We start from the raw sequence: 20,601 nt of genomic DNA, 5'->3' as shown, positions 1-20,601 counted from the left end.
GGCAATGGTTTTCAGCGATTTCGCAACGCTGCCACCGGAGGTGATCTCCACCCAGATCTATGCGGGCCCTGGCGCCGGGCCGCTGCTGGCCGCCGCCGCGGCCTGGGACGCGCTGGCCACCGAGTTACATTCCACCGCCGCGTCTTACGGCACGGTGATCGCGGACCTGGTGGGCGAGTCGTGGCAGGGTCCGTCGTCGGAGTCGATGGCCGCGGCCGTCGCACCGTATCTGGCCTGGATGTCGACCACCGCGGGTCAGGCCGAGCAGACCGGCGCCCAGGCCAGGACCGCGGCGGCCGCCTACGAGGCCGCCCTGGCGGCAACCGTGCCGCCGCAGCTCGTCGCGGCGAACCGCATTGAGCTGGCCGAACTGTTGCAGACGAACCTGCTGGGGCAGAACGACGCGGCGATCGCGGCGGCCGAAGACGAGTACGCCCAGATGTGGGCCCAAGACGTCGCGGCCATGTTCAGCTACGCCAGCGCGTCGGAGTCTGCCGGTGACCTGGCCCCCTTCGAAGAGGCGCCGGCCACCACCAGCGACGCCGGACCGGCGGCCCAGGCGGCCGCCGCGGCCGCGGCGCAGCCGACGTCGTTGTCATCCTGGCTCAAACAGATAGAGGACTACCTCACCTCGCTCACCGGCCAATACACCAAGTTTTGGCAGCAGTTGATCGGCGGAGTTACGGGGAGCCCGGACGTCGCGCCCTTGTGGGAAGCGTTGTATTCCAGCATCTCCCAGATCGGCACGCAGGCGACGTGGACCAACGTCACCAACGCCAGCATCAGCCTGGGCGTCTCGCAGTGGAAGAACTTCTTCATCTACGCGCCGTGGAGCGCTGCGATGTCGAAAACCGCGCTGGGCGCCGGCCTTTCGTCGCCGGGCCACGTTGCCGCCGGAGCCGCGGCCAAGCCGGTGTCGGCGGTGCTGGGTAACGCCCCGACGGTGGGCAAGCTTTCGGTTCCGCCCGGCTGGGCAACCGCCGCCCCGGCGATCCGGCTGGCGTCTCTACCTGGCACCAGCGTGGCCGCGGCCGCGGCCACGGATTTCCCCGGCCTGGTCAACGAGGCGACGCTGGGCAGCCTGGCGGGCGGCGCGCTGGGCGGCCCGGCGGCGCGCGTGGTCAGTTCAACCGGCATCCAGCAGGCCCGCATCGGCACCGGCGAGCGGCGCACCGCACCGGTCAAGCTCGACCGCATCATCGCCCAGCTGCAGGAGATGCCCGACCAAGTTCAGCACTGGAACGTCGACGAGGCGGGCCTCGATGACCTGGTCGCCAAACTCAGAACGACACCGGGCGTGCACGCCGTACACGTGACGGATGGCGCGGAGGCAGCGGTGGGCGGCGCCGAATCGAAGTTGGGGTAAGGACCGCACGCGGCGATGCTCATGAAGGAAGACTGATGAAACTGCTGTTAGCGCTTTTCGGTGTGTCACTGGGCATCGCCGTCGCGACGCCCGCGCACGCCATCCCCGGGGAGGACGAGGCCGCGACCGATGAGAACAACGAGGTTTTCATCGCCGACCTGCACAGGGTGGGAATCAGTTTCGCGGACCCGGATCAAGCCGTCGCGGCCGGAAAGGCGGTGTGCGGCTTGATCGCTCGCGGTGTATCCGGTCTTCAGCTCCTCAACGACCTGCGAGACAACAATCCCGCGCTGACCACCAACGGTGCGGCCCAGTTCGCGACGATATCAGCGAAGTCGTATTGCCCACGACAACTCGACGCTTCGGGAGCCGGCAAAGGCGGCGGCTGAATCGCAACATGAGCCCCCAACCGCTCACACTTGTCCACCCACCCCGCAGAGAAAATCCCGATGTCGCAGCACATGTCGCCCACCGTTGAGCTCGAACCGGTGACGGACTTCGGTGCCTTGCCGCCGGAAACCAATTCCGGTCGAATGCATGCGGGACCCGGCGCTGAATCGATGATGGAAGCCGCCAGGGCGTGGGGCGTGTTAGGTGCTCAACTCGGTGACATGGCGCTGAACTACCGGGCGGTGGTCTCCGAGCTCGAGTTGACGGAACAAAGCGTTTCGGCGCAGGCGCTAAACCGGGCCGTCACGGCCTATTCGGCGTGGCTCGATGCCGCCGCGGCGCGCGCCCGGCAGGCGGCCACCCGGGCCGAGGCGGCTGCGAGCGCTTACGGTTCGGCGCGTGCGGCGGTAGTGGCGCCTCATGTCATCGATGCCAACCGGCGGCAGCGGATCTGGCTGGCCGCGACGAACTGCCTGGGCCAGCTGAGTCCGGCCATCGCCGACGCCGAAGCTGCCTACGATCAGATGTGGGCCCAAGACGCTGCCGCCATGTATGCCTATGCCCGCGCCTCGGCGGGCATCAGGCTGACGCCGTTCAGTTCGCCCCCACCCTGCGCTCACCCCTGCGAACCCGCGCGGCGGGACGCTGCGGTCAGCGAACCGTCGCGCAAATGGCGCCTAACGGTGGCACCGGAGGTCGTAACGCTTGGCGCTCAAGTGATTTCGGCCATCGCCGATGCGCTCGACGCGCTGTTCTCCTCGCCGCTCGCCTCCTTCGACGTGTCCCTGCTGCCGATAACGGCGCCCCTGTCCCGGTTGAGTTCATTGTCGGCTCCGCTCGACGTTGCGCTCAACCGCCTGAGCTCCCTCAACAAGGCCGCCGCGCTGAGTCGGGCCATGGTCGTGCGGTCCCGGCGGGTTACCGCGGCCGGCGCGGATGTCGCAGCTCCGCGGGTGAGCGTTGCTCGCCGCGCAGCGGTCGGGGCCCTGTCGGTTCCCCCGGCGTGGATTCGATCAATGCCACGCCCGGCGCGGCCGAGTCCGCAGGCGAGCACCCTTGATGGCAGCCAGTGACCCAGCCGCTCGATTGCCTCGATTGCAGCGCAAGGGTTCCGGTGACTCGCGGCGGGTGTGCGGGCGACGGATGACCGGCAACCGCGCGCCGCCCACGGCGGGCGCTAGGGGCGCCCACCCGGTCGGCATTCGCCGTGGTCGCAACGACCCGGCGGCCACGCGGACATCGACCCAGCTGAGCCGCCCGGCGGTTTGTTTGCCATTGCTGGTCGCGACGGCGGTCGGAGGGCTACGGTCGGGGGATGAAACGGCTCTCGAGTGTTGATGCGGCGTTTTGGTCAGCCGAGACTGCGGGCTGGCACATGCATGTGGGCGCGCTCGCCATTTGCGACCCGAAGGACGCACCGGACTACAGCTTCCACCGGCTGCGCGAACTGATCATCGAACGGCTGCCGGAACTGCCGCAGCTGCGGTGGCGGGTCACCGGCGCGCCGCTCGGGCTGGACCGGCCGTGGTTCGTCGAGGACGAGGACCTGGACCCCGACTTCCACATCCGGCACATCGCCGTCCCGGCGCCCGGCGGCCGGCGCGAGCTCGAGGAACTGGTGGGCCGGTTGATGTCCTACAAGCTGGATCGCGCCCGGCCGCTGTGGGAGATGTGGGTGATCGAGGGCGTCGAGGGCGGCCGGATCGCGTCGCTGACCAAGATGCACCACGCCATCGTCGACGGCGTCTCGGGCGCGGGTCTGGGTGAGATTCTCCTGGACGTCACGCCGGAACCGCGTCCACCGCAACAGGAAACAGTGGGATCCCTGGTGGGCAACCGGATCCCGGGCATCGAGCGCCGGGCGGTGGGCGCCCTCATCAACGTCGGCGTCAAGACGCCCTTCCGGATCGCCCGGCTGGTGGAGCAGACGGTGCGCCAGCAGATCGCCGCGCTCGGTGTGAGTGGCCGGCCCCCGCGCTATTTCGAAGCGCCCAAGACCCGGTTCAACGCGCCCGTGTCGCCGCACCGGCGGATCACCGGCTGCCGCGTGGAGCTGGGCCGGGCCAAGGCCGTCAAGGACGCCTACGGCGTCAAGCTCAACGACGTCGTGCTGGCGCTGGTGGCCGGCGCGGCGCGCGAGTATCTGCAGGAGCGGGGCGAACTGCCCACCAAACCGCTGATCGCCCAGATCCCGGTCTCCACCCGGACCGACGAGAACAGGGATGATGTCGGCAACCAGGTCAGTTCGATGACCGTGTCGCTGGCCACCCACATCGAGGATCCCGCCGAACGGCTGCGGGCCATCCACGAGAGCACCCAGAACGCCAAGCTGATGGCCAAGGCGTTGTCGGCGCACCAGATCATGGGGCTGACCGAAACCACGCCGCCCGGCCTGCTGCAGCTGGCCGCCCGGGCCTACACGGCCAGCGGACTGTCGAGGAACTTGGCCCCCATCAACCTGGTCGTGTCCAACGTGCCCGGTCCACCATTCCCCTTGTACATGGCCGGCGCCAAACTGGATTCGCTGGTGCCGCTCGGGCCGCCCGTGATGGACGTCGCCCTGAACATCACCTGCTTCTCCTACACCGACTACCTCGATTTCGGGTTCGTGACCACGCCCGAGGTGGCCAACGACATCGACGACATGGCCGACCGCATCGAGCCGGCGCTCACGGAACTGGAGAAGGCGGCCACGCGGGAGTAGCAGGGGGCCATCAAATCGCCCTCGTCGAGCGTCACGCTAGCGTGGCTGCCGCACGCGAGCGCCACGCTAGCGTGACGCGCGTGTGGCCAACGCGGCCCGTACCCGCCCCACGATGTCGGCGGGACGATCCCCGACCACCACTCGGACCACGATCCAGCCCAGGCGCTCGAGTGTTTCGCGCCGCCTGATGTCACATGTGTATTGCCGGCGATCACGACGATGTTGCTCACCGTCGTACTCGGCCGCGACTTTGGATTCCTTCCAACCCATATCGAGGTAGTACGTCGGGTCGCCGAACTCGTCACTGACCGGGATCTGCGTTTGCGGTCGGGGCAGCCCCGCTTGGATCAGCAACAGTCGCACCCACGTTTCCTTCGGGGACTGGGCGCCGGCGTCGGCGAGACTGATCGCATGGCGCGCCGAGTGAATGCCGCGTCGCCCCCCGTATCGCTCGGCGAGCAACTCGATCTCCGCCTCCTTGCAGTTCGTTGCCCGAAGCAGGTCGTCGATCGCGGCCACAGCGTCGTTCGTCGGATGCCAGCATCCCAGGTCGACGGCGGTACGGGCAGGCGTCGTCACGGGAACGCCGTCGACCAGCGTGATTTCGTCGTCTTCTAGGGAGCCACCGTGAACCCGTAGTCCCGGCAACGGATTTCTGTTGCTGTGGAGGATCTCGATCGGTGCCGTGGCGTCGACCCACTGGGCGCCATGAACGGCGGCGGCCGACAGGCCCGCGACAACGCCTCGCCGACGCGACCACAGCCATGCCGCGCGGGCTCGGATCAAAGGAGTGAGTTCGACGCGAGGGTCGACATAGACGTCGCGAAACAACTTCCGGTAGTGCGTGCGCAACGCGCTCTTGAGGACTTCTCCGTTCGAGACCGCCTCAGTGCCGATGAAGGGCTCCGCCATCGCGGCAGCGTCGCACAAGCCGCAGCGAACGCCAGGTCAGTGCGGCCCGGCTATCCACAGCCGGTCACGCTGGCGTGACGCTCGCGCCCCAGCGCCACGCTAGCGTGACGCTCGCGCCCGAGGGCCACGCTGGCGTGACGCTCGGCGCGGGGACCGGCCTAGTCGCGGTCGGGCGGGTTCGTCGCGTACACCCACGACAAGAACCGGGCCACGGCCTCCGCGGACCGGTGCGCCCGCGGGGAACTGAAGATGTCGAAACCGTGTTGCGCGTTGGGCAGTTCGGCATAGGCGACCGGGGACTTCGACACCGAGCGCAGTTCCTCGACGAATTCCTGGGCCTCGCCGACCGGAATCAGCGAATCGTCGCAGCCGTGCAGGACGAAGAACGGTGGCGCGTCGGCCCGCAGCCGCCGAACCGGCGAGGCGTCGACGTAGATTTCGCGATGCGCGTCGTAATCCTGCTTCACCACGAACTTTTCCAGCAGGTAGACGAATTCCGGCCGGCCTTCGCCCTCGGTGGAGAACCAGTCGTAGCGGCCGTAGATCGGAACCGCGGCCGCCACCGACGTGTCGGCGTCTTCGAAGCCCGGCTGGAATTTCGGGTCGTTGGGGGTCAACGCCGTCAGCGCGCACAGGTGCCCGCCCGCCGACCCGCCGGTGACCGCGACGAAGTCGGGGTCACCGCCGTAGTCGGCGATGTTCTCCTTGACCCATGCCAGCGCCCGTTTGACGTCGACGATGTGGTCGGGCCAGGTGTGGCGGGGGGAGACGCGGTAGCCGATCGACACGCACACCCAGCCGCGGGCGGCCAGGTGGCTCATCAGCGGGTAAGCCTGTGGCCGGCGCATCCCGATCATCCAGGCGCCGCCCGGAACCTGCAGCAGCACCGGCGCTTTCGCGTCGCGCGGCAGGTCGCGGCGGCGCCAGATGTCGGCGAGGTTGGCGCGGCCGTTCGGGCCGTAGGAAACCACATTCGTCTTCTCGACGTACCGCCGGCGCGCCACGGTGTTGCCCAGCGGCAGGCTGCGCCGCCCACTGCGCGTGGGCTTGGCGTGTGGCAGCTTGCCCAGTGCCTCCTCATAGTCGGGACCAAGCTGCTCGCGCAGGCCCGCCTCGAGCACCGGGCCCGGGGTCGTGATGCCGCGGTAGCGGATCACCCCCAGGATGGCCCACGAGGCGACCGTCATGGCCAACGCCGCCTTGCCGCGTCGTCCCGCGAAATGTCCACGCCGCGCGCGTCGTAGCGCGTCGACCAAGGAGACGGTGAAGTAGACGCCCGGCACTTCCGACGTCGGCCAACCGAACCAGAAAACCAGCACGGTGCTGTAACCCTTGCGCGCCAGCGGGCGTAATCCGTTGGCGGCGTTGGCCAATTCCAATGCGGCGCGCGCCAGCGGGCGGGGGCGTACCAGTCGGCGCATCAGCCGTTGACCCGGGACTGCAGTTCGTTGCGCGAAATCTTGCCGGTGCTGCCCCGGGGGAGTTCGTCGAGAATGGTGATTTCGCGAGGCACCTTATAGTTGGCCAGGTTTTCCCGGACGTGTTGTTTGAGGGTCTCGGGCGTGGCCCGGGCGCCGGCGCTCAGCACGACGAACGCCGCCAGGCGCTGCCCGTACTGCTCGTCGTCGACGCCGATCACCGCGGCCTCGGCCACGTCCTCGTGTGCCGCCAGAATCTTCTCCACCTCGATCGGGTAGACGTTCTCGCCGCCGGAGACGATCATCTCGTCGTCGCGGCCGACCACGAACAGGCGGCCGGCCTCGTCCAGGTAGCCGACGTCTCCGGACGACATGAACCCGGCGTGGAAATCCTTGGTCGTGCCGGAGGTGTAGCCCTCGAACTGGGTGTCGTTGCGGACGTAGATGGTGCCGACCTCGCCGGTGGGCAGCTCGTTGAATTCGCCGTCCAAGATCCGGATTTCGGTGCCGCCGGCGGCCCGCCCCGCGGTGTCGGGCGCCGCGCGCAGGTCCGCCGGGGTTGCGGTGGCGATCATGCCGGCTTCGGTGGCGTTGTAGTTGTTGTAGATCACGTCGCCGAACTCGTCCATGAATGCGGTGACGACGTCGGGACGCATCCGCGAGCCGGACGCCGCGGCGAAGCGCAATGACTTGCAGCTGTACCGCTTTCGCACCTCGGGCGGCAGCTCCATGATGCGGTCGAACATCACCGGAACCACCGCCAGGCCGGTCGCCTGGTGCCGGTCGATCAAATCCAGCGTCGCCTCCGGGTCGAACTTGCGCCGGGTCACCACCGTGCACGCCATCGACGCCGCGAAGATCAGCTGCGAAAAACCCCAGGCGTGGAACATCGGCGCCACGACCACTACCGTCTCCTCGGCCCGCCACGGCGTGCGGTCCAGGATGGCCTTGAGCGTGCTGATGCCGGCACTTCCGCCAGTTTGGTTGGCGCCCTTGGGCGTTCCGGTGGTGCCGGAGGTGAGCAGGATCATCCTGCCCTTGCGGCCGGAGCGTTCGGGCTGTTGGCCGGCGTGGGCGGTGATGAGCTTCTCGACGGTCAGGTCGTGGTCGCCGTCGGTCCACGCCACGATGCGGGTGGCGTCCGGTTTGTCGGCCAGCGCCCGGTCCACCGTCTCGGTGAACTCCTCGTCGTAGATGACGGCGTCGACGCCTTCGCGGTTGACCACCTCGGCGAGCGCGGGCCCGGCGAACGACGTGTTCAGCAGCACGACGTCGGAGCCGAGCCGGTTGACGGCCACCACGGACTCGACGAAGCCGCGGTGGTTGCGGCACATGATCCCGACGACCTTGGGTTGGCCGGCGGGTAAGTCCTGCAGCGCCGCCGCGAGGGCGTTGATGCGCTCGTCGAGCTGCCGCCAGGTCAGCGCGCCGAGTTCGTCGATCAGGCCCGGCCGGTCGGGGCAGCGTTGCGCCGCGCTGGCGAAGCCCACCGTCATGCCCAGCCCCTCGCGGCGCATGGCCGACGCGATCTTCAGGTAGCGGTCAGGCCGCATCGCCGCGATCATGCCGGCGCGGCGCAGTGTGGAGATGACGCCGAGGGCATCGCTGATGGGACTCAAAGGAGAAGCCACGGGTCAGCCCAAGATCGGGAAACGTCGCTTGGCGGCCAGGTCCTTGAGGGCCTCCTGCATCACCGACCGCACGTGCTCGTCGACCTCGTCCACGTCCGGGTCGTCACCGAACTGCGCGGCGATGTCGATCGGCTCGAGCACCTGCGTGACGATCTTGGTGGGCAGCGGCACGTTGGGCGGGATCACCGCGCTGAAGCCGAACGGGAAGCCGAACGACAGCGGCAGGATGGCGCTGCGGAACAGGCGCTTGATGCCCAGCCGCTCGGCCAGCCAGGTGCCCCGCGACAGGTAGAGCTGGGTTTGCTGCCCACCGATGGACACCGCGGGCACGATGGGAACGCCGGCCTCGATCGCCGTCCTGACGTAGCCCTTGCGGCCGTTGAAGTCGATGACGTTCTCCGCGAGCGTGGGCCGGTATGCGTCGTAGTCTCCGCCCGGGAAGACGATCACGACCCCACCGGACCGCAGGGCTTGGGCCGCGTTCTCCCGGTTCGCCCGGATGTATCCGGTGCGCCGGAAGAAGTCGCCGGTGGGGCCGGTCATCAGGATGTCGTGGCTCAGGGTGTAGACCGGCCGGTCGTAGCCGAACTTCTCGTAGAAGTGGACGGAGAAGATCGGGACGTCCATCGGGAACATGCCGCCGGAATGGTTCCCGACGACCAGCGCACCGCCCGGTGGGAAGGAACCCAGGCCGTGCACCTCCGACCGGAAGTAGGTCTTCAGGGCCGGGCGCATCACACCCATCAGGCGCTGGGTCAAGACGGGGTCGAATTTGCCGATGTCGCCGACATCGGCGTGATCGTCGTCGGTCACGTTCCTCCCTTGGCGCTCCCGCGAGGCTGCCTCGGGTCCTAGGAGCCGCGTCGAGTTCCTCGATGGTAGCGACCGGGGCGCGCCGCCCGTCATGGTGTTTATCGGATTCCCTTCTGCGGATATGGTGCCGGCGGGCCGCGGGCGCTATTGTTACGACGCCTTCAGTGAGATCTTCGGGAGAAACGGGAATCGGATGGACGTTGCCGGTTTGTCCCCAGAGCGCAGCGCCCGGGGCACCCGCAGGATCAGCCCCCATGACCCTCGAGTTCGCCGCGCCCTTCCCGGCGTGGCCCGTCCCGAATCGAAGGGGCCCGTGCCGTCGGCACCGGCCACCGACCGGCCGGCCCGGGACGCGGGTGCGACCGCGCCCGACGCGGCCGACCACCGCCAGGCCGACTACTTCGTGCGGTTGCTCTCCCAGAACCGCAGGCTCATCGACCAGCGGCTCGACGACTACCAGAAGGCGATCGCGACCGCGCAAGCCGGCGGCGACGTGGATGCCGTCTGCAACCTGCGGCGCATGGCGCGGATCGAGGAACACGATCGCGAGAATCTCGACGGCATGCTCGAGCGGTTGCGCAGCCGATTCGCCCGCCGGGTCCCGGCCGACCCACCCGCCCATTCCCCTCGGCCGCGCTCTGTCGTCCGGTAGCAATTCGCTTACCGCTCAGCGGTTTACGTCGCTCCAGAGACCGCCGGTGGGCTGAGCCTTCCGAATCGGCCACACCCGCACCGCGGTGCCGATACATTTGACGGGCCAACTGGTTTCCTCCCACACCGAACGAGGCCGCCATGGGATTCATGACCCCCGACCTTCCCGACGTCGATCGCACGACCTGGCCCACACTGCCCCGGGCCGCCCGACTGCAGGTCGTGACGCGGCACTGGGCGGAACACGGCTTCGGGACACCGTATGCCGTGTATCTGCTGTACCTGATCAAGATCGCCCTGTACATCGCCGTCCCCGCCGCGATCATCTCGCTGACCCCGGGCCTCGGCGGCATCGGCCGCATCGCCGGCTGGTGGACGCAGCCGATCGTCTACCAGAAGGTCATCGTCTTCACGCTGCTGTTCGAAGTGATGGGCCTGGGTTGTGGGTCCGGCCCGCTGACCGGACGGTTCATGCCGCCGATCGGCGGAATCTTGTACTGGCTGCGTCCCAACACGATTCGGCTGCCCGCGTGGCCTGGGAAGGTGCCGTTCACCGCCGGTGACAGCCGCACCGTCGTCGACGTTGCGCTGTACGCAATCGTTTTGGCCGGCGGTGTGTGGGCGCTGCTGTCGCCCGGCCAGGGCGGGCCGGTCACCGCGGCGGGCGACGTTGGCCTGATCGACCCCGTCCGCGTCGTCCCGACGATCATCGCGCTGGCGGTACTGGGCTTGCGTGACAAGACGATTTTCCTGGCCGCGCGTGGCGAGCACTACTGGCTCAAGCTGTTGGTGTTCTTCTTCCCGTTCACCGATCAGATCGCGGCATACAAGCTCATCATGCTGTTGTTGTGGTGGGGCGCCGCAACATCCAAGCTCAACCACCACTTCCCGTATGTGGTGTCGGTGATGACGAGCAATAACGCGCTGCTGCGGCCGAAACTGTTCAGCCCGATCAAGCACATGCTGTACCGCGACCACATCAACGATCTGCGTCCAACCTGGTTGCCGAAGATGATGGCCCACGTCGGCGGCACCACAGCCGAATTCGTGGTTCCGACGGTGCTGGTGTTCTTCGCCGGCGATCACCCGTGGCGGTGGTTCCTGATCGGATTCATGGTGATCTTCCACCTCAACATCATTGCCAACCTCCCGATGGGAGTTCCGTTGGAGTGGAACGTCTTCTTCATCTTCTCGCTTTTCTTTCTGTTCGGGCACTACGCGTCGATCCGGGCCACCGACCTGCGTTCGCCGCTGCTGTGGGCCCTCGTCGCCGCCGCGCTGGCAATCGTGGTCGCGGGAAACATGTTCCCCCAAAAGATTTCGTTCCTCCCCGCGATGAGGTATTACGCCGGCAACTGGGCGTCCAGTGTGTGGTGCTTCCGCGCCGGCGCGGAGGAAAGGATCGACGCCGAGATCGTCAAGAGCTCCGCCCTCGTCGTCAACCAGCTGGCCCGGCTTTACGACCCCGAGACCGCGGAGATCATGGCGGACAAAACCGCCGCCTTCCGGGCCATGCACGTGCACGGCCGCGCACTCAACGCCCTGATACCTCGCGCCCTGGGGGGAGAGGCCGCCGAAGCCAATTACAAGATCCGCGAGGGTGAAATCGTCGCCGGGCCGCTCGTCGGCTGGAACTTCGGGGAGGGCCATCTGCACAACGAGCAGTTGCTCGAAGCCGTGCAGCGCCGTTGCCACTTCGAGGACGGCGACGTACGGGTGATCGTCCTTGAGGGACAGCCCATCCACATCCAGAAACAGTGGTACCGCATCTTCGACGCCAAGGCTGGACTGATCGAGGAAGGCTATGTCAACGTCGAGGACATGCTCGCCCGCCAGCCGTGGCCGGAGCCCGGTGACGAGTTGCCCGTGCACGTGATAAACCGCGGCGATCCGCCCCGCCCGGCTTCGGCGCGTCCGGCTTCGCCGCGGGCGAGCCGGCGCAACGCCCCATGACCAGAGCGGTGGTGGTCGGCGCCGGCCCAAACGGCCTGGCCGCCGCGATCCACCTCGCTCGCCACGGCGTCGACGTGCAGGTGCTCGAGGCGCGCGAGGCCGTCGGCGGGGGAGCGCGCTCGGGCGAGCTGACGATGCCCGGCGTCATCCACGACCACTGCTCGGCGTTTCACCCGCTGGGCGTCGGTTCGCCGTTATGGAAGGAAATCGACCTGCAGCGCTACGGTCTGCGGTGGAAGTGGCCGGAGATCGACTGCGCCCACCCGCTCGACGACGGCAGCGCCGGCCTGCTTTACCACTCGATCGACGAAACCGTGGCCCGCATGGGGCCCGACGGCTCCCGCTGGAGACGGGCGATCGGCGACCTGGCGGCGGGGTTCGACGAGCTGGCCGAGGATCTCATGGGCCCCGTGCTGGGCATCCCCCGACACCCGCTTCGCCTGGCCGGTTTCGGGCCGCGGGCGTTGCTGCCGGCCACCACCATGGCCCGCTGGTTTCGCACCGAGCAGGCACGCGCGTTGTTCGGCGGCGCCGCCGCCCACGTCTACACCCGGCTGGACCGCCCGCTGACCGCGTCGCTCGGGCTGATGATCCTGGCCAGCGGGCACCGCTACGGCTGGCCCGTCGCCGAAGGCGGGTCGGGGTCGATCAGCCGGGCGCTTGCCGCCGCCCTGGAGGAGCACGGTGGCTCGGTGGCCACCGGCGTGACCGTCGCGAGCCGCAAGGACATCCCCGACGCCGACATCGTGATGCTGGACCTGAGCCCGGCGGCGGCGCTGGGCATCTATGGCGACGCCATGCCGGGCCGGATCCGGCGATCGTATCGGCGTTATCGCGAGGGCTCGTCGGCGTTCAAGGTTGACTTCGCCATCGAGGGCGACATCCCGTGGACGAACCCCGACTGCGCCCGGGCCGGCACCGTCCACCTCGGCGGCACGTTCGCCGAGACGGCCGACACCGAACGCCAACGCGCGCAGGGCAAGATCGTCGACCGCCCCTTCGTGCTGGTCGGCCAGCAATACCGGGCCGACCCGTCCCGCTCGGCGGGCAACGTCAACCCGATCTGGGCGTACGCGCACGTGCCGTTCGGCTACGACGGCGACGCCACCGCCGCCGTGGTCGCCCAGATCGAGCGGTTCGCCCCCGGCTTTCGCGACCGGGTCCTGGCGACGGTCAGCAAGGGGCCCGCCCAACTGCAGGCCTACAACGCCAACTTCATCGGGGGCGACATCATCGGCGGCGCCAACGACAAGCTCCAGGTGATCTTCCGCCCGCGCATCGCCGTCGACCCCTACGCGATCGGGGTGCCGGGCGTGTACCTGTGTTCGCAGTCCACCCCACCGGGCGCCGGCGTCCATGGCCTGTGCGGCTATCACGCCGCCGAGTCAGCGCTGAGGTGGCTGCGGAAGGCGCGCCGCGACTGACGTCACATAGTCCGCGGGAACCGGGGCGGCCACCGCGCATGTTGCTCATCTAGGCTGACCAGGAGCGCATCTTCAGCGGACTCTACAGACATCAGAAGACAGGGAGAGATCAGTGACGGTCCGAGTAGGCATCAACGGCTTCGGTCGAATCGGACGCAACTTCTACCGGGCCCTGCTGGCCCAGCAGGAGCAGGGCACCGCAGACATCGAGGTGATCGCAGTCAACGACATCACCGACAATCACACACTGGCGCACCTTCTCAAATTCGACTCGATCCTGGGCCGGTTGCCGCACGACGTCAGCCTGGAGGGCCAGGACACCATCGTGGTGGGCCCGCACAAGATCTCCGCACTCGAGGTCCGGGAGGGCCCGGCGGCGTTGCCGTGGGGCGACCTGGGCGTCGACGTCGTCGTCGAGTCCACCGGGCTGTTCACCAACGCGGCCAAGGCCAAGGGTCACCTGGACGCCGGCGCCAAGAAGGTGATCATCTCGGCGCCCGCCACCGACGAGGACATCACCATCGTGCTGGGCGTCAACGACGACAAGTACGACGGCAGCCAGAACATCATCTCCAACGCGTCGTGCACCACGAACTGCCTCGCGCCGTTGACCAAGGTGCTCGACGACGAGTTCGGCATCGTCAAGGGCCTGATGACCACCATCCACGCCTACACGCAGGACCAGAACCTGCAGGACGGGCCGCACAAGGACCTGCGCCGGGCCCGTGCCGCGGCGCTGAACATCGTGCCGACCTCCACCGGCGCGGCCAAGGCCATCGGGTTGGTCATGCCCAACCTCAAGGGCAAACTCGACGGCTACGCGCTGCGGGTGCCCATCCCCACCGGCTCGGTCACCGACCTGACCGCCGAGCTGAAGAAGTCCGCGACCGCCGACGACATCAACGCGGTGTTCAAGGCCGCCGCCGAGGGCAAGTTGAAGGGCATCCTGAAGTACTACGACGCCCCGATCGTCTCGAGCGACATCGTCACCGATCCGCACAGCTCGATCTTCGACTCCGGCCTGACCAAGGTGATCGACAACCAGGCCAAGGTGGTGTCCTGGTACGACAACGAGTGGGGCTACTCCAACCGGCTCGTTGACCTCGTCGCGCTGGTCGGCAAGTCGCTGTAGTCGTGGCCGTCCCGAACCTCTCAGACCTCCTGGCCGAAGGGGTTTCCGGTCGAGGCGTGCTGGTGCGCTCCGACCTGAACGTCCCGCTCGACGAACAGGGTGCGATCACCGACCCGGGCCGGATCACCGCGTCGGTGCCGACGTTGCAGGCGCTGGTCGACGCCGGGGCCAAGGTCGTGGTCGCCGCGCATCTCGGTCGGCCGAAGAACGGGCCCGACCCCAAGTTGTCGCTGGCGCCGGTCGCCGCCGCGCTCGGCGAGCAGCTCGGCCGGCACGTGCAACTGGCCGGTGACGTCGTCGGCGGCGACGCGCTGGCCCGCGCCGAGGGGCTCACGGACGGCGACGTCCTGCTGCTCGAGAACATCCGCTTCGATCCGCGCGAAACCAGCAAAGACGACGGGGAGCGGCTCGCGCTCGCCCGCGAACTTGCCGAATTGGTCTCGCCCGGAGGCGCTTTCGTCTCCGACGGGTTCGGGGTGGTGCACCGCAAGCAGGCCTCGGTGTACGACGTCGCCACGCTGCTGCCGCACTACGCGGGCAAGCTGGTGGCCGAGGAGATCGCGGTCTTGGAGCAACTGACCAGCTCCACCGAGCGGCCCTACGCCGTCGTGCTCGGCGGGTCGAAGGTGTCCGACAAGCTCGGCGTCATCGAATCGCTGGCGACCAAGGCGGACAGCATCGTGATCGGCGGCGGGATGTGCTTCACATTCCTTGCCGCACAGGGATATTCGGTGGGTAAGTCGCTGCTCGAAGAAGAGATGGTGGACACCTGCCGCAACCTGCTGGAGACCTACGCCGACGTGTTGCGGCTGCCCGGCGACATCGTGGTGACCGAGAAGTTCGCCGCCGATTCCCCGCCACAGTTCGTGGCCGCCAACGCGATTCCCGACGAGCTGATCGGCTTGGACATCGGCCCGGGTTCGGTGAAGCGGTTCGCCGCGTTGCTGTCGAACGCCAGGACCATTTTCTGGAACGGCCCGATGGGCGTGTTCGAGTTCCCGGCGTACGCCGCGGGCACCAGGGGCATCGCCGAGGCGATCGTCGCGGCGACCGGGAAAGGGGCGTTCAGCGTGGTCGGCGGCGGTGACTCCGCCGCCGCGGTGCGCGCGCTGAAGATCCCGGAGGAAGCCTTCTCGCACATCTCCACCGGCGGGGGTGCGTCGCTGGAATATCTTGAGGGCAAAGCGCTGCCGGGCATCGAAGTGCTCGGTCAGCAGCAGCCAAGTGGAGGAGACGCGTGAGCCGCAAGCCGCTGATCGCCGGCAACTGGAAGATGAATCTCAACCATTTCGAGGCGATCGCGCTGGTGCAGAAAATCGCGTTCGCGCTGCCCGACAAGTACTACGACAAGGTCGACGTCACCGTCCTGCCGCCTTTCACCGACCTGCGCAGCGTGCAGACCCTAGTCGATGGCGACAAGCTGCGGCTGACCTACGGCGGCCAGGACCTGTCCCAGCACGACTCGGGTGCCTACACCGGTGACATCAGCGGGGCCTTTCTGGCCAAGCTCGGCTGCAGCTTCGTCGTGGTCGGCCACTCCGAGCGGCGCACCTACCACGACGAGGACGACGCGCTGGTGGCCGCCAAGGCCGCCGCGGCGCTCAAGCACGAGCTGACCCCGATCGTGTGCATCGGCGAGCACCTGGACGTCCGGGAGGCCGGCCACCACGTCGCGCACTGCGAGAAGCAGCTGCGCGGCTCGCTGGCCGGGCTGTCGGCCGAGCAGATCGGCAAGGTCGTCGTCGCCTACGAGCCCGTGTGGGCCATCGGGACCGGGCGGGTGGCCAGCGCGGCTGACGCCCAGGAGGTGTGCGCCGCGATCCGCACGGAGCTCGCGTCCCTCGCCTCCTCAAAGGTCGCCGACACCGTGCGGGTGCTCTACGGCGGCTCGGTGAACGCCAAGAACATCGGCGACCTCATCGCCCGCGACGACATCGACGGCGCGCTGGTCGGTGGGGCCTCGCTGGATGGCGAGCAGTTCGCGACGCTGGCGGCGATCGCCGCCGGCGGGCCGCTTCCGTGACGCCCCGGCGTCACCGGTAAACTTTTGCGTCATGGAGTTGGCCCTGCAGATCACCCTGGTGGTCACCAGCGTGCTGGTGGTGTTGCTGGTGCTGCTGCACCGCGCCAAGGGTGGCGGCCTGTCGACGCTGTTCGGCGGCGGTGTGCAGTCCAGCCTTTCCGGCTCGACGGTGGTGGAGAAGAACCTGGACCGGTTGACGCTGTTCATCACCGGCATCTGGCTGGTCTCCATCATCGGGGTCGCCCTGCTGATCAAGTACCGGTGACCAGCGTCAACCTACGGTGAGCACGGTCTTGCCCGGTCCGCTGCGGACCGACTGGGCCTGGGCCGCCTGTTCCAGCGGGAAGACCGCCGCGACCGTGGGGCTGAGCGCGCCACGGGTTACCAGGTCGGCCAGCGCGGTGAGGCCCAGTTGGTCGGCTTCGACGAACAACCCGGCCAGCTGGATGCCACGATCCCTTGCCACACCTGCAACCGCTGGCAGTGATTGCAGCAGCGTCGATACCAGCGTGCCCCCCGGTTTGAGTACCTCTAGCGCTTTCTCGGGGTAATCGTGGCCGATCATGTCGAACACCACATCGGCATCCGACATCGACTCCCTGAAATCTGTTGTGGTGTAGTCGATCACCTCATCCGCACCCAGCGATGTCACGTAGCCGGCCGTAGTGGGATTCACCAGCCCGATGACGTGGGCTCCGACTGCCTTGGCGATCTGAACGGCGAGATGCCCGACGCCGCCGGCCGGTGCGGTGATCAGCACGCGGCTGCCCGCGCCGATCCGCGCGGTGTCGACCAGGGCCTGCCACGCGGTAAGCCCGGCCAGCGGCAACGCCGCAGCCTGGACATGGCTGAGGGCGGCCGGTTTGCGCACAAAGACCCGGGTGGGCGCGACGACGTACTGGGCGTACGCGCCGTGTCCATGGGGGAACGGCAGTAGGGCGAACACCGCGTCACCGGGCTGGTACAGCGTCACCCCGACCCCGACCACCTCGACAGTTCCGGAGACGTCCCAGCCGAGCACGAAGGGCGGCGGCCCGACGAATACACCGCTTTGGCGGTTCAGCGCGTCGACGGGGTTGACACCGGCAGCGTGGACCCGAACCAGGATCTGACCCATTCCGGGTTCGGGGCGTTCTCGTTCTACGAGCTTCAGCACTTCGGGCCCGCCAAGCTGGTTTTGGCTGATCGCTTTCAACGTCCGGCCCCCAGAAATCGGTTGACGTCGTGGGCGAAGTCGGTGATGTGCTGGAAGAGGAATCCGTGGCCGGCGTCGCTGTACAGCACGACTTTGGCGTCCGGCAGTTTCTGCGACATCACGTAGCTCGCGTATGAGTTGATCATCACGTCGTGGGCTCCGTTGGCAACCAGCACCGGGAGTTTGAGTTCACCGAGTCGGTCGTAGTACCCGCCGAACGCCGCGATGGCGCCGAGTTGGGCGTGATAGGTGGCGTCCTGCACTGTGGCATGAGACTGGTCGAGGCGAACGTCCAAGCGCCGCAACGATGCGAGGCCCGCGGCTCGGCCCTGATCGGTCTCCGGAAAGAACAGGTAGAGATAGTCGTCGTCGTCATTGACGGCGTGCCGGAGGATTTCAGCGACCCGCGCCGGTGGGACCGGCTGGTCTGGTACCCCGGCCGGGGTGCTGCCGGCGACCACGAGGCGGCGCACGAGTTCCGGTGCGCCCAGGGCGATTCCCTGCGCGACGATGCCACCGAGGGACCAGCCGAGCACGTCGACCTGGTCGAGCCCGAGTGCCCGGATGAACGCGATACCACCCTCGGCGAGGCCGTCGATGCCGGTCGGAATGTCACCGGTGGACGCGGCGGTGCCTCGGTTGTCGAAGACAATGACCTCACGCTCGGCGGCGAGGGCGTCGAGAAGTCGAGGATCCCAGTGGTCGACGGTGCCGCGCAAGCGCATGCACAGCACCAGGGGCACGCCGCCGGGCCGCCCGAAGCGGCGGTAATGGAAGCGTTCGCCGTCGGGGCCGGCGACGAAGCGGTCCTCGGCCCGATCGGAGAGGTAGGACATGGCGTGTATTCCTTTCAGTCGAGCTTGACGTCCGTAAGTTCGATCGAGACCACGAGTTGTTCGGGCATCGGGCGGTTTTCGGCGTCGCGAACGTAGATCAGGCGGGTGCGTGGCACGATCAGGCCGTCGATGTCGTCGAAATCTGAGATGTACTGGGCAGCTGGGGATCCGCCGGCGATGTCGACCTGGTAGTCGCGGCGGCGGATGAGGCCGTCGTCGTCGATGTAGAGGATCTGCTGGGGGCTGTGGGTGGCGATGGTGTCCGGGTAGCGAACGTGCAGCCGGCGCCACCGCTGTCCATCCTCGATCCATGGGTCGCCCTCCTCGGTGGCTACGCCTGGGAGGGTGAGGTTGAACGGCTCCGCGGTGTAGGTCCACATCGCATAGCCCGTGAAATACGCCAGTTGCAGTGCGGTCCATGGCGTTTCGAGAGTGTGCCCGGCGAATGAGGCGCGCGGGTCGTCGAGCACCTCGATGATGTCGCCGTCAGTGGTCTCGATGCCGACCCGTTGCGGGGTGTACGCCGTGCACATGTCGGGTCGGGTGAACGGTCGCAGCGAGGTCCGCTGGTCCTTGATCCAGACGGTGACCTCACCGTCGTCGACGATGCCGGGTACCTGTTTGATATCCCAGATGGCGCCGCCGAATCGTTTGTGCGCGCTGACCGAGGTCACCTGTTTCCAGCGGTTGTAGCCGCCGTAAGCCTGCAATGTCTGCTCCAGAATGTCTGCCATGGCTCTTACCCTCCCGGCCGCGCCGCGCCGGGGGTATCGGTCAAATGACCAGCGTCGTGATTCCGTGACCGGCGGGTGCGGGCGTTCGCGATGGTCATCTGACCGATGGCGATGACCTGCTGAGCACCCGACACTGACGGTTATGCCTTTTATCCGCGGTTCCGACGGCACCCGGTTGTTCTTCAAGGACTGGGGCAGCGGAGCGCCCGTGGTGCTGAGTCATGGGTGGCCGCTGTCGTCCGACGCCTGGGACGTCGAGCTGAAGTTGCTCGCAGACAACGGTTTTCGTGCCATCGCTTTTGACCGGCGCGGTCATGGGCGTTCGGAGCACACCTACACGGGCAACGATATGGACACCTACGCCGCGGATTTGGCCGCCCTCGTTGGCGGCCTGGGCCTTTCGGAGGTGGTCGTGGTGGGCCACTCCACCGGCGGCGGCGAGGTCGTGCGTTTCGCGGCGCGGCACGGCGCGGGGCGGGTATGCAAGGTGGTCACCGTGGGCGCCGTGCCGCCGGTGATGGTGCGCTCGGAGAACAATCCGGAGGGGGCACCCGTGACGGTGTTCGACGATATCCGCGCCCGGGTGCTCGACGACCGCGCGCAGTACTGGAAGGAGTTGGCGCTGGCGTTCTACGGATTCAATCGGGAGGGGGTGCCCGTCTCGCAGGGACTCGTCGACCACTTCTGGCTGCAGGGCATGCGGGTAGGTCTGGCGGCCGCCTACGACTGCGTGAAAGCGTTCTCCGAAACCGATTTCACCGAGGACCTGCGCGCGTTGAACGTACCGATTTTGCTCGCCCACGGTGATGACGATCAGATAGTTCCGATCCATGATGCCGCGTGCAAGGCGATCGAGTTGGTGCGCTACGGCACACTTCGCGTATATCCCGGGGCTTCGCATGGCGTCCACGGCGACTACCAAAGACAACTGGGCCGCGATCTGCTCGATTTTCTGCGCTCCTAGCGAGCCGCGGGCGCCATCAGTGCAACTTCTGCGGTGGGCACCCGGCTGCCGTCACGGCGGCCGAAGGCCACGCCGACCGATTCGCCGGTGGACTGTTCGATGAGGCGGTAGCGGCTGCTGTCGGGCCGGGGCAAGTGCAGATGGCCCCACTGGCCCAACGCTGCCAGCACGGATAGCAGGTCGTGTCCGGAAGGAGTGAGCAGGTAGTGGGTCCGGGTCCGGTCACCGGGTTCGCGGTAGTCCTGCTCCTCCAGGACGCCGATGGCCACCAGCTCGGATAGCCGGGCGCTGAGCACGTCTGGGGACAGGCCGAGTTGCTCGCGGAACTCGGTGAACCGGGTCCTGCCCAGCATCGCCTCACGCACGATCAAGATCGCCCACCGCTGGCCGAGCACCGACATGGCGCGTGCGATGGGGCAGACATCGTCGGACCACGGGGCGGTGCGCATCCTCAC

Annotated in this window: 20 protein-coding genes; 12 read left to right on the top strand and 8 right to left on the bottom strand. The window is 67.8% G+C overall.

Annotated elements, in window-relative coordinates; translation table 11 throughout:
- The first annotated feature begins 4 nt into the window (after positions 1-4).
- From ACEL92_RS16235 to ACEL92_RS16220, 4 genes are all read left to right on the top strand, one after another.
- Positions 5-1,366: a PPE family protein gene (locus ACEL92_RS16235; protein ID WP_374021752.1), complete on the top strand. Its 1,362-nt coding sequence runs from the start codon at positions 5-7 to the stop codon at positions 1,364-1,366.
- A gap of 35 nt (positions 1,367-1,401) precedes the next feature.
- Positions 1,402-1,755, top strand: coding sequence for a DUF732 domain-containing protein (locus ACEL92_RS16230; protein WP_374021751.1), 354 nt, complete (start codon positions 1,402-1,404; stop codon positions 1,753-1,755).
- A 60-nt stretch (positions 1,756-1,815) separates the two neighbouring features.
- Positions 1,816-2,829 carry a PPE family protein gene (locus tag ACEL92_RS16225; RefSeq protein WP_374021750.1) on the top strand — a complete coding sequence of 338 codons (1,014 nt, stop codon included), beginning with the start codon at positions 1,816-1,818 and terminating at the stop codon, positions 2,827-2,829.
- A 242-nt stretch (positions 2,830-3,071) separates the two neighbouring features.
- Positions 3,072-4,460 (top strand): wax ester/triacylglycerol synthase family O-acyltransferase, encoded by a 1,389-nt coding sequence (locus ACEL92_RS16220; RefSeq protein WP_374021749.1) that lies wholly within the window; start codon positions 3,072-3,074, stop codon positions 4,458-4,460.
- Positions 4,461-4,526: 66 nt separating this feature from the next.
- Here the strand turns inward: ACEL92_RS16220 and ACEL92_RS16215 are convergent, their stop codons facing one another.
- From ACEL92_RS16215 to ACEL92_RS16200, 4 genes are all read right to left on the bottom strand, one after another.
- Positions 4,527-5,372 carry a DUF559 domain-containing protein gene (locus ACEL92_RS16215; RefSeq protein ID WP_374021748.1) on the bottom strand — a complete coding sequence of 282 codons (846 nt, stop codon included), beginning with the start codon at positions 5,370-5,372 and terminating at the stop codon, positions 4,527-4,529.
- A 158-nt stretch (positions 5,373-5,530) separates the two neighbouring features.
- On the bottom strand, positions 5,531-6,793 hold the full coding sequence (locus ACEL92_RS16210) for an alpha/beta hydrolase (RefSeq protein ID WP_374021747.1): 1,263 nt from the start codon (positions 6,791-6,793) through the stop codon (positions 5,531-5,533).
- The gene (gene fadD12, locus ACEL92_RS16205) at positions 6,793-8,400 is read right to left on the bottom strand and encodes an acyl-CoA ligase FadD12 (protein WP_374026243.1); all 1,608 of its coding nucleotides are present in this window, start codon (positions 8,398-8,400) and stop codon (positions 6,793-6,795) included. The genes ACEL92_RS16210 and fadD12 overlap by 1 nt, the downstream gene beginning before the upstream one ends.
- Positions 8,401-8,424: 24 nt before the next feature.
- Positions 8,425-9,165 (bottom strand): lysophospholipid acyltransferase family protein, encoded by a 741-nt coding sequence (locus ACEL92_RS16200; protein ID WP_374026242.1) that lies wholly within the window; start codon positions 9,163-9,165, stop codon positions 8,425-8,427.
- 355 nt (positions 9,166-9,520) lie between these two features.
- On the opposite strand from ACEL92_RS16200, the gene ACEL92_RS16195 reads away from it, so the two are divergent.
- From ACEL92_RS16195 to secG, 7 genes are all read left to right on the top strand, one after another.
- The gene (locus ACEL92_RS16195; protein WP_374021746.1) at positions 9,521-9,886 is read left to right on the top strand and encodes a hypothetical protein; all 366 of its coding nucleotides are present in this window, start codon (positions 9,521-9,523) and stop codon (positions 9,884-9,886) included.
- Between the two features lie 140 nt (positions 9,887-10,026).
- Positions 10,027-11,838 carry a DUF3556 domain-containing protein gene (locus tag ACEL92_RS16190; protein WP_374021745.1) on the top strand — a complete coding sequence of 604 codons (1,812 nt, stop codon included), beginning with the start codon at positions 10,027-10,029 and terminating at the stop codon, positions 11,836-11,838.
- Complete coding sequence (locus tag ACEL92_RS16185) at positions 11,835-13,262, top strand: phytoene desaturase family protein (protein ID WP_374021744.1); 1,428 nt, start codon at positions 11,835-11,837, stop codon at positions 13,260-13,262. Before ACEL92_RS16190 ends, ACEL92_RS16185 begins: the two co-directional genes overlap by 4 nt.
- A gap of 112 nt (positions 13,263-13,374) precedes the next feature.
- The gene (gene gap, locus ACEL92_RS16180; protein ID WP_374021743.1) at positions 13,375-14,394 is read left to right on the top strand and encodes a type I glyceraldehyde-3-phosphate dehydrogenase; all 1,020 of its coding nucleotides are present in this window, start codon (positions 13,375-13,377) and stop codon (positions 14,392-14,394) included.
- A 2-nt stretch (positions 14,395-14,396) separates the two neighbouring features.
- Positions 14,397-15,635, top strand: coding sequence for a phosphoglycerate kinase (gene pgk / locus ACEL92_RS16175; RefSeq protein ID WP_374021742.1), 1,239 nt, complete (start codon positions 14,397-14,399; stop codon positions 15,633-15,635).
- A complete protein-coding gene (gene tpiA / locus ACEL92_RS16170) occupies positions 15,632-16,417 on the top strand; it encodes a triose-phosphate isomerase (RefSeq protein WP_374021741.1) in 786 nt (261 codons plus the stop codon). Before pgk ends, tpiA begins: the two co-directional genes overlap by 4 nt.
- 31 nt (positions 16,418-16,448) lie before the next feature.
- Complete coding sequence (secG, locus tag ACEL92_RS16165; RefSeq protein WP_040624202.1) at positions 16,449-16,682, top strand: preprotein translocase subunit SecG; 234 nt, start codon at positions 16,449-16,451, stop codon at positions 16,680-16,682.
- Between the two features lie 6 nt (positions 16,683-16,688).
- Here secG and ACEL92_RS16160 read toward each other — a convergent pair whose 3' ends face one another.
- From ACEL92_RS16160 to ACEL92_RS16150, 3 genes are read right to left on the bottom strand one after another with little or no spacing between them, the layout of a single operon-like run.
- Positions 16,689-17,573 carry an NADP-dependent oxidoreductase gene (locus tag ACEL92_RS16160; RefSeq protein WP_374021740.1) on the bottom strand — a complete coding sequence of 295 codons (885 nt, stop codon included), beginning with the start codon at positions 17,571-17,573 and terminating at the stop codon, positions 16,689-16,691.
- A gap of 35 nt (positions 17,574-17,608) precedes the next feature.
- A complete protein-coding gene (locus tag ACEL92_RS16155) occupies positions 17,609-18,448 on the bottom strand; it encodes an alpha/beta fold hydrolase (protein ID WP_374021739.1) in 840 nt (279 codons plus the stop codon).
- Between the two features lie 14 nt (positions 18,449-18,462).
- Positions 18,463-19,182: a hypothetical protein gene (locus ACEL92_RS16150; RefSeq protein WP_374021738.1), complete on the bottom strand. Its 720-nt coding sequence runs from the start codon at positions 19,180-19,182 to the stop codon at positions 18,463-18,465.
- Positions 19,183-19,324: 142 nt separating this feature from the next.
- On the opposite strand from ACEL92_RS16150, the gene ACEL92_RS16145 reads away from it, so the two are divergent.
- On the top strand, positions 19,325-20,146 hold the full coding sequence (locus tag ACEL92_RS16145; protein ID WP_374021737.1) for an alpha/beta fold hydrolase: 822 nt from the start codon (positions 19,325-19,327) through the stop codon (positions 20,144-20,146).
- On the opposite strand, the gene ACEL92_RS16140 is transcribed toward ACEL92_RS16145, so the two are convergent.
- Positions 20,143-20,595 (bottom strand): winged helix-turn-helix transcriptional regulator, encoded by a 453-nt coding sequence (locus tag ACEL92_RS16140; protein WP_374021736.1) that lies wholly within the window; start codon positions 20,593-20,595, stop codon positions 20,143-20,145. The two genes, ACEL92_RS16145 and ACEL92_RS16140, sit on opposite strands and share 4 nt — an antisense overlap.
- Positions 20,596-20,601 lie beyond the last annotated feature (6 nt).

The organism is Mycobacterium hainanense (assembly GCF_041890355.1).
Taxonomy (GTDB): Bacteria; Actinomycetota; Actinomycetes; order Mycobacteriales; family Mycobacteriaceae; genus Mycobacterium; species Mycobacterium hainanense.
The sequence above is the reverse complement of the archived record's forward strand: the minus strand, read 5'-3'. Positions and strand labels throughout refer to the sequence as shown.

Coding starts and splice junctions, on each gene's coding strand:
- ACEL92_RS16235 (WP_374021752.1), top strand. CDS start 5: ATGGTTTTCAGCGATTTCGCAACGCTGCCACCGGAGGTGATCTCCACC.
- ACEL92_RS16230 (WP_374021751.1), top strand. CDS start 1,402: ATGAAACTGCTGTTAGCGCTTTTCGGTGTGTCACTGGGCATCGCCGTC.
- ACEL92_RS16225 (WP_374021750.1), top strand. CDS start 1,816: ATGTCGCAGCACATGTCGCCCACCGTTGAGCTCGAACCGGTGACGGAC.
- ACEL92_RS16220 (WP_374021749.1), top strand. CDS start 3,072: ATGAAACGGCTCTCGAGTGTTGATGCGGCGTTTTGGTCAGCCGAGACT.
- ACEL92_RS16215 (WP_374021748.1), bottom strand. CDS start 5,372: ATGGCGGAGCCCTTCATCGGCACTGAGGCGGTCTCGAACGGAGAAGTC.
- ACEL92_RS16210 (WP_374021747.1), bottom strand. CDS start 6,793: ATGCGCCGACTGGTACGCCCCCGCCCGCTGGCGCGCGCCGCATTGGAA.
- ACEL92_RS16200 (WP_374026242.1), bottom strand. CDS start 9,165: ATGGGTGTGATGCGCCCGGCCCTGAAGACCTACTTCCGGTCGGAGGTG.
- ACEL92_RS16190 (WP_374021745.1), top strand. CDS start 10,027: ATGGGATTCATGACCCCCGACCTTCCCGACGTCGATCGCACGACCTGG.
- ACEL92_RS16185 (WP_374021744.1), top strand. CDS start 11,835: ATGACCAGAGCGGTGGTGGTCGGCGCCGGCCCAAACGGCCTGGCCGCC.
- secG (WP_040624202.1), top strand. CDS start 16,449: ATGGAGTTGGCCCTGCAGATCACCCTGGTGGTCACCAGCGTGCTGGTG.
- ACEL92_RS16155 (WP_374021739.1), bottom strand. CDS start 18,448: ATGTCCTACCTCTCCGATCGGGCCGAGGACCGCTTCGTCGCCGGCCCC.
- ACEL92_RS16150 (WP_374021738.1), bottom strand. CDS start 19,182: ATGGCAGACATTCTGGAGCAGACATTGCAGGCTTACGGCGGCTACAAC.
- ACEL92_RS16145 (WP_374021737.1), top strand. CDS start 19,325: ATGCCTTTTATCCGCGGTTCCGACGGCACCCGGTTGTTCTTCAAGGAC.
- ACEL92_RS16140 (WP_374021736.1), bottom strand. CDS start 20,595: ATGCGCACCGCCCCGTGGTCCGACGATGTCTGCCCCATCGCACGCGCC.